Annotated in this window: 13 protein-coding genes; 11 read left to right on the top strand and 2 right to left on the bottom strand. The window is 37.1% G+C overall.

Annotated features, from left to right (window positions below; translation table 11 throughout):
* Positions 1-183: 183 nt before the first annotated feature.
* The gene (locus F6K40_RS03900) at positions 184-1,146 is read right to left on the bottom strand and encodes a hydrogenase small subunit (RefSeq protein ID WP_293131655.1); all 963 of its coding nucleotides are present in this window, start codon (positions 1,144-1,146) and stop codon (positions 184-186) included.
* Positions 1,147-2,363: 1,217 nt separating this feature from the next.
* On the opposite strand from F6K40_RS03900, the gene F6K40_RS03895 reads away from it, so the two are divergent.
* The 3 genes from F6K40_RS03895 (at position 2,364) to F6K40_RS03885 (ending at position 5,949) form a co-directional block, all read left to right on the top strand.
* Positions 2,364-3,587, top strand: coding sequence for an RNA-guided endonuclease InsQ/TnpB family protein (locus F6K40_RS03895; protein ID WP_293131653.1), 1,224 nt, complete (start codon positions 2,364-2,366; stop codon positions 3,585-3,587).
* Positions 3,588-3,722: 135 nt separating this feature from the next.
* On the top strand, positions 3,723-4,217 hold the full coding sequence (locus F6K40_RS03890) for a YbjN domain-containing protein (RefSeq protein WP_293131651.1): 495 nt from the start codon (positions 3,723-3,725) through the stop codon (positions 4,215-4,217).
* 967 nt (positions 4,218-5,184) lie between these two features.
* Positions 5,185-5,949, top strand: a complete 765-nt coding sequence (locus tag F6K40_RS03885; RefSeq protein ID WP_293131649.1) for a lipoate--protein ligase family protein — start codon at positions 5,185-5,187, stop codon at positions 5,947-5,949.
* A gap of 196 nt (positions 5,950-6,145) precedes the next feature.
* On the opposite strand, the gene F6K40_RS03880 is transcribed toward F6K40_RS03885, so the two are convergent.
* A complete protein-coding gene (locus F6K40_RS03880) occupies positions 6,146-6,340 on the bottom strand; it encodes a hypothetical protein (RefSeq protein ID WP_293131647.1) in 195 nt (64 codons plus the stop codon).
* 939 nt (positions 6,341-7,279) lie between these two features.
* Between F6K40_RS03880 and F6K40_RS03875 the strand changes: the two genes are divergently transcribed.
* From F6K40_RS03875 to speD, 8 genes are all read left to right on the top strand, one after another.
* Complete coding sequence (locus tag F6K40_RS03875; RefSeq protein ID WP_293131645.1) at positions 7,280-7,429, top strand: hypothetical protein; 150 nt, start codon at positions 7,280-7,282, stop codon at positions 7,427-7,429.
* Positions 7,430-7,607: 178 nt separating this feature from the next.
* The gene (locus F6K40_RS03870) at positions 7,608-8,612 is read left to right on the top strand and encodes an RNA-guided endonuclease InsQ/TnpB family protein (RefSeq protein WP_293131643.1); all 1,005 of its coding nucleotides are present in this window, start codon (positions 7,608-7,610) and stop codon (positions 8,610-8,612) included.
* The gene (locus tag F6K40_RS40615) at positions 8,566-8,727 is read left to right on the top strand and encodes a zinc ribbon domain-containing protein (protein ID WP_365670057.1); all 162 of its coding nucleotides are present in this window, start codon (positions 8,566-8,568) and stop codon (positions 8,725-8,727) included. The genes F6K40_RS03870 and F6K40_RS40615 overlap by 47 nt, the downstream gene beginning before the upstream one ends.
* Before the next feature lie 698 nt (positions 8,728-9,425).
* Complete coding sequence (locus tag F6K40_RS03865) at positions 9,426-9,920, top strand: tellurite resistance TerB family protein (protein ID WP_293131641.1); 495 nt, start codon at positions 9,426-9,428, stop codon at positions 9,918-9,920.
* Positions 9,921-10,007: 87 nt separating this feature from the next.
* The gene (argJ, locus tag F6K40_RS03860; RefSeq protein ID WP_293131639.1) at positions 10,008-11,249 is read left to right on the top strand and encodes a bifunctional ornithine acetyltransferase/N-acetylglutamate synthase; all 1,242 of its coding nucleotides are present in this window, start codon (positions 10,008-10,010) and stop codon (positions 11,247-11,249) included.
* Positions 11,250-11,722: 473 nt separating this feature from the next.
* Positions 11,723-13,012 (top strand): RNA-guided endonuclease InsQ/TnpB family protein, encoded by a 1,290-nt coding sequence (locus F6K40_RS03855; RefSeq protein ID WP_293131637.1) that lies wholly within the window; start codon positions 11,723-11,725, stop codon positions 13,010-13,012.
* Between the two features lie 515 nt (positions 13,013-13,527).
* Positions 13,528-14,583: a pentapeptide repeat-containing protein gene (locus F6K40_RS03850; RefSeq protein ID WP_293131635.1), complete on the top strand. Its 1,056-nt coding sequence runs from the start codon at positions 13,528-13,530 to the stop codon at positions 14,581-14,583.
* A gap of 492 nt (positions 14,584-15,075) precedes the next feature.
* Entirely contained in the window at positions 15,076-15,492 is a 417-nt protein-coding gene (gene speD / locus F6K40_RS03845) for an adenosylmethionine decarboxylase (protein WP_293131633.1), read from the top strand.
* Positions 15,493-15,792 lie beyond the last annotated feature (300 nt).

Here is a 15,792-nt window from a genome sequence, read left to right as displayed (position 1 = left end):
CGTAACGCACCATCACCCAGTCACGTAAGGCTGACATATCTAAAATGGTGCGTTACGACGAATTGTTTAATCCCTTTAATATTCTAAATTTTTGCCGTCTAACGCACCCTACTAGACCTACTACTTCTTAATCCGTATATCCGTGGCATAATCCGTGTGAGCTGCCATCAACTAAACCTACTTTTAGACTGTAAAGAAATCTTCCTCAGCCCATGCTGGGGTTGAATCTTTAGCCACCATAGTCAGCACAGCATAATCTTTACGGTTAACCCCCGTTGGTAATTCTTTGGGAACACCCATGACTGTTTGAGTCTTAAATACCGTTCCCGGCATCAGATCGTGGAATGGAAATTCTGGTTCCGTACAACCCAAACATGGCATTCCCGCGCGAGTCTTAGAAGAAACCCGGTTCCATAAAATGCGGTTACAGGAAGAACGAGTCATCGGTCCGCGACAACCCAAATCATAGAATAGACATCCTTGACGCTGCCCAAAATCTGAGGTTGAAGCTTTGTAAGCAAAATGAACATTGCGAGTACAACCTGTTTGAGTGAAGCTTTTGAAAAATGTTTCAGGGCGGTGAAATTCGTCTAAGGTAATGTCATCAAGTCTGCCAGTCGCAACCGCTACCAATATTTGCGAAATCCAATCTGGGTGTGCAGGGCAACCTGGAATATTAATAACAGGATATCCAGCTTTACTCTTGAAGTCTTCTCCTAAAAATCCGCCTTTTTTCCGTTTCAGAAATTGCAAACCTTCAGACTCACTGGGGTTTGGTGCCATTGCTGGAATACCGCCATAAGTAGCGCAGTCTCCCACCGCAACAACGAAACCTGCAACTTCCGATAATTCTTTTACCCAATCTTTCATCGGGCGATCGGCAAAACGGTTCCATTCTCCCGTACCATTGGGCGCGTTAATTATAGTTCCTTCGTATACTAAAATATCTAAATGTATTTTTCCCGAAAGACAATCTTTTAATAATTGTTGAAGGTTTGTACCAAGTTCCATTCCTAGGGAAGGATGCCAGAGTACATTAATGCCGAAGTCTGTAATTAAGTCACAAATATTTGGTTCTTCAGCATTGAGAAATGATATGGTATTGCCAGAACAAGCTCCACCTTGAAGCCACAGTAGATTTATCATTGTTCCCTGATTCTTCTCTCTGTTATCTGAGGTTGAGATGGGATTCACGATAGAATTTGTCGTACCCTACTTCAACCTTTATGAAATTGTAAAGGATAAATAATGATGACTTTCTATATTTTATGAAATTTTTTATTATTGATTAATTGTTATTTTTATCGGGAGTTTTGTTGTTTTTGATACTTTATTTTCAATATTTGATTGGTAATAAAATAAAAAAAAATATAAAATAACTTATTTTAGATTTTCAGTTAGTGAAGAGTAATAAAAATATGAATAATTAACACGCTCAACTACTAATAATTATCAAAAAGGTTCCATGCATCTGTGTTAATTACTGAATAACTGAAGTACCAACTAAGTATAATATTAATACATAGTATTAGTATAAATCTTAAAGCTTGAATAAGGCCAGGGATTAAGATAGTAGGAGGAAATCCTGATACTAAGGTACAAGAATCTCGTCGGCTGTTGCTCAATATAGCACTACCCATTCAGGTTAGGACATTTTTCAATTCTGAAAGCCTTTAACAGTCTGCTATTCCCTGTTTCCTGTTCCCTGTTCCCTCGGTATTGTAAGGTATTGTAAAGTTTTAACACAAATATAGTCAAATATAGTCATTCATGTTAATCTATAGACATGAAACTCTCAGACTATGCCAAAAAAGCAGGAATAAGTTATCGAACAGCCGTATGGGTGGTGGAAACAAGGGAATTTAACAGGTTATCAATTGCCTTCTGGTACAATTATCATCACCGATGAGTACAATTGCTTGCCCAGATGTGATAGCTTGCATTTATGCAAGAGTGAGAGAGTGCAGAAAACAAAAATAATCTGGATAGAGAAGCTGAACGCTTAACAAATTATGCCATTGCCAGAGGGTATAAAATCTATAAAATAGTGAAAGAGATTGGCAGTGGTTTAAACGATCATCGAAAACAATTGGCGAAGATCCTAGTCGATCCCAACTATAATGTTTGAAAAGTCGAACATAAAGAGCGTTTAGCCAGATTTGGTACGAATTATATAGATATTCTGTTAAAAGAACTAGGTAAAGAAGTTGAGATTGTTAATTCAAGTGAAGACAAACACTTCTGGAGTTAATGGAAGACTTAATCGCTATTATTACATCTTTTTGCTCTCGAATTTACGGATTAAGAAGATCGAAACGAAAAACAGAAAATATCATAGCTGAGTTAAAATCTCAGGGAGGCAGATGAAGCTAGCTGAAAGACATATTATTAAGAGAGGACATCGATTTTGGACGGAGATCGATGATTTATCATGGTACTCCAAAAACCTGTATAACTCAGCTAATTATATCATCCGTCAAAACTGGCTCTATGGTCATGGCTATCTTAGTTATAATCAGATGGCATCTGTGATGAAAGAGACTGAGCAATATCAAGCAATGCCAGCCAAAGTAGCACAGCAAGTTTTAAGAGGATTAGACCGCAACTGGAAATCTTTTTTCCAGGCAATGTCTGGGTGGAAAAATCATCCGGAAAAATTTTTAGTCAGACCAAAAATACCTCAGTATAAAGATACAAAAAAAGGAAGAAACCTGCTAGTTTATACAATTCAAGCTATTAGTAAAGTAGCTCTTAGAAGAGGAAGGATCAAACTTTCAGGGACGGCAATTGAGTTCGCGACTCAAGTTGCTGAAACAGTTGCAGAAGTGAGAATAGTTCCTAAATGTGATTTTTATGTAATTGAGGTAATTTATGAAAAATCTGAACAGTTCTTAACTCCAACTGAAAAGATAGCGGCGGTAGATTTAGGTGTAGATAATTTAATGGCTGTAACTTCAAATCAACCGGAATTTATTCCTTTGTTGATTAATGGCAGACCGTTAAAAAGCATAAATCAATTTTACAACAAACGTGTAGCTCAGTTAAAATCTTTGCTCAAAGGAACTTCAAAAAGTTCGAGGCGAATCAGTAGGTTAACTCGATGTCGGTTACATAAGATAGATAATTATCTTCATCGTGCCAGCCGTTATTTAGTAAACCTGTTAGTAGAACTTGAAATAACGACTTTAGTGATTGGCAAAAATCAGGGATGGAAACAAAGGGTAAACTTAGGGAAAGTAAATAATCAATCATTTGTGACTATTCCCCACTCAAGATTAATTGACATGATAACTTATAAATGTCAATTAGTTGGAATCAAGGTGATTCTTCAAGAAGAATCCTATACGTCTGCTGCTAATTTTTTGAATGAAGATCCGATCCCAGTATACGGAAAAACAAGCGAAAAACCCCAGTTTTCAGGAAAAAGAATTAGGCGAGGTTTATATCGAACTGATGGAGGAATTCTTTGTCAGTCTGATGTGAATGGTTCTTACAACATTTTGCGAAAAGCATTCCCAAATGCGTTTAACCGCTATGGGATAGAGAGGTGCGTAGTTCACCCCAGGAGAATTAATCTCTCAAAGTAAAAGTGAAGGGAATTTCTGTGCCGGAAATCAAGTCTGTCTATATTTGACTATACTTTTACTAACTATTGTTCTTAATTAGAATAGGTTCAAGGTTGGCCCTACTGATAGATTATTTTCCTATAGGTGTAAGTAATTATGACTACTAACGATCCAAAAACAGTTTCTTTGGACAACCCTTCTACTGAAGAAGCGAATATTGACGAACTAACCGAAGATGAAACAACTCTTAGTTATATAGAAGAAATTGAGACTGTTATTGCCAATATGGCAGAAGAGCAAAAGGTAATGGTGGCTCAAAATGAAGCAGGCCATTTGTGGAAGTTTAAATATGGCACTGTGGATGTATATGTCAGACTGACTGGAGAAACTGATGATGATACTCTAACGGTTTGGTCTTATGTATTGAAGTTACCAGCCAAAAATGAACCAGAGTTGATGCGTAGGTTGTTACAAATGAATTGGTTATCAACTATGGAATCTCATTTTGCTATTGTGGATAATCAAATTGTAGTTGTGGCAACTCGTACTGTAGCAGAATTATCTCCAGGAGAAATTTCGCGGGCAATTACTATTGTTGCGACTCTTGCTGATGATAATGATGAACCTTTAGCTGAAGAGTTTGGGCAATGAAGTTTGGGCAATGAAGAAGATGATAGGGGCAAAAACAGAAGTTGATATCTTATCGGGAGCGAGAATGTCCAAAAAGTAATGGCGACTGCTATACAAGAAGAGAGGAGAAAATTTTTTCCCTCTTCAGTCCCTATCTTTCAAAGCTATCCCTTATAAGGAACTACTGAAAACCTTGTGGGGAGCAGGGGAGAAGGGATAAAGAGTATAGAAGCTAGGCAAAACTATTTATAATTCTCAAAAAAATGTATTTTTCTTTATACTTTTTCTTCTAAAAAAATTCTCAAATACCTACATATAACTTATCTCTTTTGTTGACATACTCCCAACGTTGCGCTTATGCGACAACGCGGAATTGTTCAGCCATAGAAACCCTGGCCGCTGGACATGACAGAGGTGATGTCCTCCCCCTGTGTTCGTTGAACTTACGCTCAATCACAAGGATTGTAATAAAATACCTCCTCGAAAGTCAAGGGGAGCCGAACATTTTATTTGTGGAGACGTCTAAGGCCAGTTTGGCCTGCCTTTCATCCCGACGCTCCCCTCCCCCCTTTCCAAGCTATGCTTTATAAACATCTTTCCTAACATAAAATTTGACACGCATAGACAAGTTATGTAGAAGTAACTCAAAGGCTTTTTTGGGAGAAAAGTATATTGAAAAGTACATTTTTTTGATAACTGCAGACAGAATTCTTCCTCCCCATCCTCCCCATTCTCCCCATCCTCCCCACAAGGTTTTCAGGAGTTCCTTATCAGGGATAGCTTTCCAAGGAGGATTCAGGAATGATCAACTATATTACATTTCTGTTAGGTTTTTTACCAAAAAATTAGGTCTAAAGTCTCCCCTTTCAAGGGGATGAAAAAAATATTTAGTTCAGTATTTCAAGCCTACGACTTGAGTCAGAGGTACTGATAACTGATAACTGATAACTGAAATGACCCACAATTTTAGTCTAGACACGCTAATATCATGTTTTGGCGACTCATCCCACTACTAACAACAACCGGAAAATTACAAATGGCAATAGATGAATGGTTACTACACCAACATCTCCAAGGAAAAATTCCACCAACTTTGCGCTTTTATACTTGGCAACCAGTCGCCATTTCTCTCGGTTATCATCAAAAACCCTATCCCGAATATTGGCAGAACTTAACTTGGCAAGGTACATCTGTAGATATTGTCCGTCGTCCTACTGGTGGGAGAGCAGTTTTACATCAGGGAGATTTAACTTATAGTCTAATAACTTCTGGTTTTCCTGGCAGTCGTATTGAGTCTTATCAAGCTATTTGTGAATTTTTAATCCAGGGGTGGCGATCGCTTGGCATTGAGTTAGTTTATGGCAGTGCGGGAAGAGGCTATATTAATAACCCAAACTGTTTTGGAACATCTACAGGTGCAGATTTAATCTTGCCTAATGGGACAAAATTAATCGGTAGTGCCCAACTGAGAAAAAAAGGGGCAATTTTACAACATGGTTCTATGATTTTAACACCCGATGTTGAATTTTTTAGTTATGTTTTTAAATCTGAAGCATCCCCCGGAGTTTCTGATGTTTCTACATCTTTTTCATCTGCTTTATCTGCAAATAATATGGGAGAAAATTTGATTAATCAGATTATTGAAGCGTTAATTAGAGCAGCTAGTGAATGTTTTAAAATTCAGTTAATTACTGAACCTTTATCAGAACAAGAATGGTTAGAAATCCGTAATTTTGCCAATACTAATTTATGATTGCTTTCCAACTTTTTATAACAGTGTAATTCATTTAACTAGACCACAAAATTATTTTACGGTAGGGAGTAGGAAGTAAGGAGCAGGAGAATACTTTTGTGTTGCTTGTACTGACTGCAGTCTATGTATAGTGAAAAGCACTGTAATTTATATTATTTCTATATTGGAAGTTGGAGAAAGAATAATAGGCCAAAATTTATCTTAATTGCACCCGTCCTTTAACAACAGAACGTAACAATCTATTAACACTACAACGCTCCTCTTCACTTATAGAATCATCCAACACAGCAGCCATAAGGCCATAACGGTCTGATTCAGTGAGAAAAGAATTTTCAGCAACAGAGGCCATAATTTCGTTAATTGCGCCTGGGAGTAATTGAACTTGAAACATAGGATGTACCTTGAACTCTATATTTATAATCATCTTAGATTTTTTGCCTTATAGTAGTGACTTATAGTTGAAGTCTAAGTGATTTTTCGATATTAGGAGAGTGAGTTGTTCTACAACCGCATAGTGAACTAGATAAGCAATTTTTGTGACTCATATCACCTTCCGTAGATGAGATTAAATACTATTTCTATCAAAAGTAAGCAATATCAGGATACTCAGTGATTCTACAACCGCATAGTGAACTAGATAAGCAATTTTTGTGCTCCATATCACCCTCCGTAGACTAGATGAAATATTACTTCTATCAAGAGTAATACCAAATTTATAAATGTTTGCTACAAATAGCTAGGGGACTTCTTAGGAGTCAGGAGTCAGGAGTCAGGAGTCTTATGGGAATGGGTTCAATACCATTTTTTAGGTGGTAAATTATCTTTTTTATCCAAGGGACATCTCCTGTAAAATCTTTTTATGACCCTTATCATTCGTAACATTCTTTTTTCATGCATGGTATAAGCAATTGCCTCAGTATTATAGAAAATTTTGTTCTTGCTTCATTTTGAGAATAAAGGAATTTTTCTCACAGACACTAATCACTAATATAGTAGTCGAAGCAAAGGTTAGGACAGTTATAACTCCTGTTTGCGGAGCATTTCCCTATAAGAAAAACCCTTTGATAGTCTCGTGTTCCCTGTTCCCTATTCCCTAGCCCTATACTTTATGACTTGAATCTCCAGGGACAACTTCTAGTGCATGAGAAAAAGCTCTTGAAGGGACATCTAGTCTGATGTTGCTTTGTAATGCGACATGATGAAGATTTTATGCTAACTACGATGCACTAGAGTGAAGTTGACAACTATTTATTAATATAATAAATCTATCTGTGGTGGAAAATTTGTTCATCGCAAGTCTAGCTGCTGCCCAAAAGTTATTTAAAAATGAGTGTGGGAAACAGTAAACTGGAATAATACAAATTTGAACAATTCCTTCTTGACAAATCTATTTAGAACTGCTATTGTAGCTGAGATTATTAAAGGCTTGCACCATAGCTCTATACCTGTAGAGCTAGTAACTATTGGCTATAATCTGTAATCTGGTATAATCTATAACTTACTCTAACTGTGGTCAGGTTAAAGAGTCTCTGCCCCTTAAGGAGCTGATTGCTAGTCTTAAAATCCCTGGTAATTTCAGGTAAATACTTACAAAAAAAGACTCTTGAATTGATACATTTCAAAAAATAGTTGATCATAAGAAAAAGGAAGTGATGAAAATGTATGCAATTAAGTTAGAGTTAAAGCTTAATAACAAGGAAAAAACCTTAATGTCTCAGTGTGCAGGTTATGCTCGCTTTGTCTATAATTATGGCCTTAATATGGTCAATGGAACCAAGGGAATGACCAAAGTAAATAAGCGAGGCCAAAAGGTTAATTTGAGTTATAACCAACGCATAAACGAGGCGAAAAAAGTCTTTACTAATTATGTGAAGAAACAGCCAGAATATGCCTGGAAAAATAACTACTCGTCTCGAATTTATCAAAGCGCTTTTCAGCATTTGGCTGAAGCATTTAAACGGTATAAAGAAGATACCAGCAAATATCCCAGATTTAAACGCAAAAAAGATCAGCAATCTTTTAATGTTTATGACGGTAATGGAAAGACTATAATAAAAGCTGGTAACTGTATTAAAATACCAACATTAGGGACTTTCCGATTACGATTACCAGTTCCTTATACAATAGCAAGTCAGACTTTTACTATTAGTAAAACAGCAGAAAGATGGTTTGTAAGTTTTGCAATAGAAGCCGAAAAACTACCAGTTCATCCACTATTAGATCAACGTCATCAAGAAGTTTTTGGTATTGATGTAGGCATTAAACAATTTGGAACAGTAGCTTCATTAAAAGAAAATAGCGTGATTGCTCTCCCCGATTCAATTAAAAAAGATCAATTAAAGCTGGCAATGTTTCAATGGCGTAATCGCAATAAACAGTTAGGCGGTAAGGGTAAAAAACCTTCTAAAAATGCGATTAAATATTACAAAAAGTTAGCAAAATATCATGCTCGTATCGCTAATATTCGCTCTGATTTTATTGAAAAGACTACGACGGATTTAGCAAATAATATTAAGCACGTTTGTCTGGAAGACTTAAACGTTAAAGGCATGATGCATTCTCGAAAGTTAGCAGCCAACAACAGACGGCCAGGGATTCTATCAATTCAGGGAACGATTGACAACCAAAATCGTTACCAATGGGGGAACTGTTGTATTAGCTGACAAGTGGTTTCCATCCTCTAAAACTTGTCATCATTGCGGTCATATTCATCAAGAGTTAACATTAAGCGATCGCATCTATAATTGTCCTCCGAAAAGACACAACAATAGACCGTGATTTGAATGCAGCGATTGTACTATCTCAATATGGGGAAGTTAACCAAAAAACTAGGGTAGGCTGTACCCGAATTTACGCTTGTGAACTAGAAGGAGCCGACTCCCTAGGTTGAAGCAAGAAGCAAGCATCAAAACTGGTAATTGCAAGGTTTATCCTACTGCAGGCCGGAATTGAGTAGGTATTGTACAGCAGTGTGTGTTTAACTGTGAACACTGCGGTTTCAGTAGGGAAGCGAGACCTAAATGCTAGGATATTCTCTACCTTAGGCGGTCAGTTCGACCGCGTGTGCTTGCGAACTGTATAACGCCGACGTTGTCAGGTTGAGGCAGGAATAGAACTGATTATAAGCACGAAAATCTTATGTTTATGTAGATAATCGTAGGTTTCTAAGAACGGTAATTAATGAATTGTGACACACAAGACAATTTATACATGGTTTGTGTAATACCAATTCACTTTAAAAATGTTACAAATAGTTTCAAACACCATAAGTGAAATAATTTCCTGAAACTATTGTAGCGTCAAAGTGGTGGAACCTATAAAATCATAATGCATGAATTTTGACTGTTAGATATGGGTCTTACATTCGTTCGAGGCTCGTTGCCTGCTGAAATGGAGACCTCAGAATTACGCACTTAATGCATGAATTCCGTGAAACGGTATAAGTTTTATTGTTGTTTTTACAGGAAAAATAAAATATGAGTAATGAAAATGCCCTAATGATTTCCCGTTGGGCTAACAAAGAGCAATGGGGATGGTCTTATGATTCCTATATCAGTTACGAAAATGGATTGGATTTTTTAAAGGCAATCTTAGTGTGTACCAAAGGCGATGGTGTTATTAGCGAAGCAGAACGTGAGTGGGTGTTAGGTTTTGCAGTTTCTCGGGAAATGCCTGAGTCGGTAATTAAGGAAGCGCAGGCGTACGATGCTAATGAAGACATTGCAGATATTCTATCCCGTAATCCAGTAGTTAAAAAAGGGAAAAAAGGCACGATCTATTGGGCAATAAAAGCATGTTCTGCAGATGCAGACTATAATGCAGAGGAAAAAGCTGCTATTAGAAAAATGGCAGGTTTAATGGAAATTTCTGAAGAGATAGTAGAAGAAATTGAGCAAGTAATTATTGAAGAACAGAAACTCAAGGAAAAACGAAACGCTCTAATTTATGATAGTAAGGTATTTTGGGAGTAGCTATAGCGAACATAAAGAATAAACTTCTAACCTCTACCTTTTGCTATAATTGCCAGTCAGTACAATTATCCAATAAAGGAAAAAAAAATGTCAGACTGGCAAATAATAACTGGTGGAGTAACAGCTCCCAAAGGATATCAGGCAACCGGAATAATTGCCGGATTAAAACCCTCTGGGGCACCAGATTTGGCCTTAATTTTATCAGATGTAGATGCGATCGCTGCTGGAGTCTTCACAACAACTCAAGTAAGAGCTGCTTGTGTAGATTATTGTCGCCAACGTTTAGAAGAGAAACCAAGTGCTAGAGCAATTTTGTGTAATGCTGGCCAAGCAAATGCTGCCACGGGAGATTTAGGTTGGCAGGATGCCGTGGAAAGTGCGACAGAATTGGGTAAAGCACTCAATATTTCTCCAGAGTCAGTTTTACTAGCATCCACGGGAGTCATTGGCAAACGAATTAAAATGGATGCTCTCAAAGCAGCTATTCCCGAGTTAGTCTCTACAGTTTCTACAGAAGGGGGGGAAGCAGCAGCAAAAGCTATTGTTACCACAGACTTAGTTACAAAGTCAATAGCTTTGGAAACTATGATGGGCGATCGCCCGGTTCGTATTGGTGGTATTGCTAAAGGTTCTGGCATGATCCATCCGAATATGGCAACAATGTTATCATTTGTTACCTGTGATGCAGCAGTTTCTCCTCAATTATGGCAAGAGATGTTAACTAGAGCTGTAGATCGCAGTTTCAATCAAATTACTGTTGATGGGGATACCAGTACCAATGATACGGTTATTGCTTTGGCAAATGGTCAGTCTCGGACATCTGCTATTACTAATATGGGAGCAGAAGCAGAAAAGTTGGAGGGAATGTTAACAGAAGTTTGTATTTATTTAGCCAAAGCGATCGCTCGTGATGGTGAGGGAGCAACTTGTTTAATAGAAGTTCAAGTGACTGGAGCATCTGATGAAACATCTGCCAATAAAATTGCCAAAACTATTGCAGGATCTTCTCTGGTGAAATCAGCTATTTTTGGTCGCGATCCTAATTGGGGAAGAATAGCAGCAGCAGCAGGCCGCGCTGGAGTCAAGTTTGAGCAGGATCAGTTACAGGTAAAGTTGGGAGACTTTTTGCTGATGGAGAAGGGGCAACCTTTAGATTTTGACCGAGCTGCTGCTAGGGAATATTTGCAGCAAAGGGCAAATGGAGAATATCTCAAGGATGATACTGTATTAATTACTGTTAAAGTTGGGGATGGTGTTGGCAGTGGTAAAGCTTGGGGATGCGACCTTAGTTATGACTATGTAAAGATTAACGCTGAATATACGACCTGATAAAGCAGAGTGTGGGGAGGATGGGGAATGTGGGGAGTCTCAGACATGGGAAACTGTGCATACAGCGATCATTAATTGCCATTGCTGCCATTTTATGCTTTTTGAATTTCCCGGCTTTTCTGCTTCCTTGTCCACTTTCCCCCCTTGTTTACCTTGTCTTACCCTATTATCTATTGTCAAAAACATACATATACAAGCTATTTGGTATCTTTAGCCTTTATCCGAAATTTTAAACATAAATCGCTTATCATAAAAAAATATCTTTGTCAAAAAATATCCTCGGTTAAAGATTTAGAGTAAGTCATCTAACAAAAATTTGTCTTATTTAATTTCAATAAAAATATAGACATTTACAGATAATTATGTTATTATACGCACATTTGAGGATATATTCTATTTCTTTCAGTGCGAGAATGTATGGAATTCGTAGGGTAACAAAGAAAAACATAGAAGCAGGACTCAGGAGTTGCTAAATGAAACTGGTTGAAAAACATATAATTAACTCTAGTCATTCTAGTTATCAAGAAATTGATAAATTATGCTTTTTATCAAAGAATTTATTTAATACAGTTAATTATATTGTCAGACAAGAATTTATCTTTAACCAGAAGTATTTAAACTCTGCCCAAATTTATCATTTAATTAAAGATTCTGTTGACTATAAAGCAATACCAAGTAAAGTAAGTTGTCAAATAATTAGATTAGTAGACAGGTGCTGGAGTTCGTTTTTTGCCTCTATCAAAGACTACTCAAAAAATCCTCATAAATATCTGGGAAAACCAAAATTACCAAGATACAAAGATAAGTTAAAAGGTAGGTGTGTGACGATTTATCCAGCCCAAGCTATTAGTAAAAAAGGTTTAAAAAAAGGATTCTTAGAACCTTCGGGAACAAAAATATCAATACCAACTAAAATTCAAGGAAAAGTCAATGAAATTAGATTAGTACCTCGTAACGGTTATTATATATTCGAGGCAGTCTATGAAGTTGAATCAGGAAAACCCCTCAATAATAATCGAGTGGCAGCTATTGATTTAGGATTGTCAAATTTAGCAACAGTTTCCTCAAATTTGAAGGAATTTCAACCATTTATAGTAAATGGGAAACCTTTAAAGTCAATTAATCAATTTTATAATCAAAAGAAAGCAGAACTACAGAGGAAATCACAAAAACAAGCGGTCGAATGTTTCAATTCAAATAAAATCCAGAAATTAACTACCAAACGTAATTTTAAGGTAGAGACATATTTACACCAAGCAAGTAGGATAATAATTAATAATCTTCGAGAAAACCAGATTGGAACTTTAGTAATAGGGAATAATAAACAATGGAAACAAGAGATTAATATAGGGAAAATAAACAACCAAAATTTTGTGCAAATCCCTCATCATAAATTTATAGAACAATTGAAATATAAAGCCGAATTAGAAGGCATTAAAGTAATTATCAACGAAGAAAGTTACACATCAAAAGCCAGCTTTCTTGATCTTGATAATATCCCTAATTATAGTCAGGGAGTCAAACATAAATTTAGTGGTCAAAGGATAAAAAGAGGTTTATACAAATCAAAAAATGGTTTGTTAATCAATGCTGACCTCAATGGCAGTTACAATATACTACGAAAGGCAGTTCCAAATGCTATAGCCGATGGAATAGAGGGACCTTTGAGTAATTCCATTCAGGATAACACCTGGAAAAGTGAGTTAAGTCATAAATATTTGTCTATAAACTTACAAACTCTAATAGTCAATTGTCAGCTATAATCTCTATCGATAGGGCAGCCAATTTCAACAAAAATTAGGCACTGATGGATAAAGTAGGTATAAGCAATAGTAGTATAAAAACATCAGATACTCAAGGTTCAGCTTCAGACGAACCGAGTAGCCTTCTCATTGTGCAGCTCAATAACAACTTGCAATCTAGTTCTCCCGTTAACTATCAGGGGGGTGACACTAGCTGAACAGACCCGCAGCCACATAAGGGTCTCTAGAGTGCAAGGATATTGCCAGCATAATCCTAATAATTTTTTGGTAAATATAACAACTGGTAATTAGTCATTGGATCAGAAGATTTCTAATCCAAAACTTATGATTATAAACCTATGCAAACTAGGACATCCCAGATCGAGGCTGTACTGATAAGCCTTGTTTAGCATTAACAAAACATAATTTTTTTTGAAAGTTTAAGTCAACACGGAATCCTTAGAACTTAATTTTTTGCAGTTCCGAGGAAATTAAATATATCAACAGAAATTCAGGTCAAATTACAGATTTATTTTATGAATGCTAGTCAGCTTTTAAGTGCGAATGAACTATTAGTTAGACACTCTAAAGGAGAAAGAAATTTTCAGGGAGCAAACCTAATTGCCGTTAATTTAGGTGCAGCTAACCTCAATCGTAGCAATTTAAGTAATGCTAATTTGAAAGATTCATATTTAGCAAAAATAAAACTAATCGGAGCCAATTTAAATGGTGCAGATTTTAGTCATGCTAATCTGTCTGAAGCCAAATTAATAGAAGCTAATTTGAGTGTTGCTAGCTTTACTAAAACCACACTTATTGCAGCCGATCTTAGTGGAGTAATTTTGAGTGGAGCAATTTTTTCAGAAGCTGATTTAACAAGAGCTATTCTAATCGGTACTAGCATGGTAGAAACTTGTTTACTCAATTGCTCAAAATTGACTAAAGCTAATCTAACAGGAGCTACTCTCAGTCGTGCTATTCTTAGTGGTGCCGACTTAACACAGGCAACTTTGAATCGGGCAATTATGAGTGAAGTGGACCTAAGTGGCGCTTTGCTAAATCAGACAAGTCTAATTCGAGCCTATTTACAACGGGGTAATCTCAGTGGTGCAAAACTGATCGAGGCAGATTTAACAGAAGCAACTTTAGTAGAAGCCAATCTTTGTGCTGCTGACTTAACTGGAGCAGACTTGCAAGGTGCAAATCTCAGTGGGGCCAATCTGAGTGGGGCAAATTTGATGGGAGCTAATCTACAGGGAGCAAATCTCAGCAATACTAATCTTAATGGTGTTGTTCTCCAAGAGGCAGACTTACAAGCTGCTGACTTAAGCAAGGCTAACTTACGAGGTGCTAATTTAAAAGCTGCCAATCTTTCAGGAGTAAGTTTATTAGAAGCTGACTTGCGGGGTGCTAACTTACAGAAGGCTAATCTTTATGGCGCTGGTTTATTATTAGTATCTCTCAAAGGTGCAGACTTAAAAGAAGCCTGTCTCTGTCGTGCTAACTTAATAGGGTCTAGTTTAAATCTTTCTAGTCTTCAGGATGTTTGCCTAAAAGAAGCAATTATGCCCAATGGTTCAACTCACCAATAGAACTAGAATAATTGTTAGGGCTAACTATGGCTAGTTAGCCTCAACAGCTAGATTTCAAAAAAGTGGTTAATTATTGCTCTGCTGATTAAATATAAAAGCATTTACAGATAAAGATTTTAGGCTTTTTAGAGTGAAAAAAGGTGCGACTTTTTAAGCAAGAGTCACCAAAAAGTTAGGATCAAAGGCAGAATAATTGCAGAAAAATCAAGGGATAAAATATCTATAGTCATTCTGAATAAGACTGGGACGAGTGTTTCTTTCCTTGAAAGGGTTTCAGCCAAAAAAGTGTTTCGTCCTTATTTGAAATGACTATAACTACCTTCCTCTAAATTCCCAGTTCCTCCTGACTCCTGACTCCTGACTTCTGACTCCTGCCATACATACTTTTTCAGCAAGCCCTAATTAGAAATTACTCATACTTCACAAATTCCAAAATTTTGTGATATAGTAATGAACTGGAGACCTTATCGGGTGGAGGTATAACCGCGCAGAATGAAACAATTGGGAACCCATCTAGTCGTTGATGCTTGGCATTCTCCCGCAGAACTGCTCAACGACCCTGAATGTATACGTCGCTCTTTAATTGATGCAATCTCGGCAGGAGGAGCAACTCTGATAGATTTATGTGTTCATCAGTTTAGTCCTCATGGAGTGACGGCAACGGCAACATTAGCAGAATCTCATATTGCCATTCACACATGGCCTGAGTTAGGTTACTTTGCTGCTGACTTATTCTTTTGTGGCCATGGTAATCCACACAAAGCTATAGAGATTCTACAAACCGCTCTCCAAGCTAAAGAGATGAAATTGACAGAGCTAAAGCGCGGTTTTGAACCTGGGATGGGAGTCCAAGATACTGCTACAACAAATCATCATGCTCAAAGTTTGACGCAAATTAACTTTAGCTAGTGGATAAACAACTAACTGAAGTTAATATCTAATCTTGTCATCCTAATATCTAAAAGCTGAAGGCAAGGCTAAGTTCTTACTTGTAGTCCTCTTCATAATAACTAGATTCGTGAGAAGAGAATCTAATTCCCACGGCTTCGGTCGTGGGATTATAATTATATTTCAGCTTAGTTTATTAGCTTTACACATTATTATATTTAACTTTCCTGGCGGGAAGTCCCGCGCTCTCCATCCCCCCTAACCCCCCTTTCCAAGGGGGGAGGGGGAGCGTCGGGATGAAAGCCAGGGCCAGGATTCGGA

Origin of the sequence: Okeania sp. SIO3I5 (assembly GCF_010672085.1) — a bacterium.
GTDB lineage: Bacteria > Cyanobacteriota > Cyanobacteriia > Cyanobacteriales > Microcoleaceae > Trichodesmium.
The sequence above is the reverse complement of the archived record's forward strand: the minus strand, read 5'-3'. Positions and strand labels throughout refer to the sequence as shown.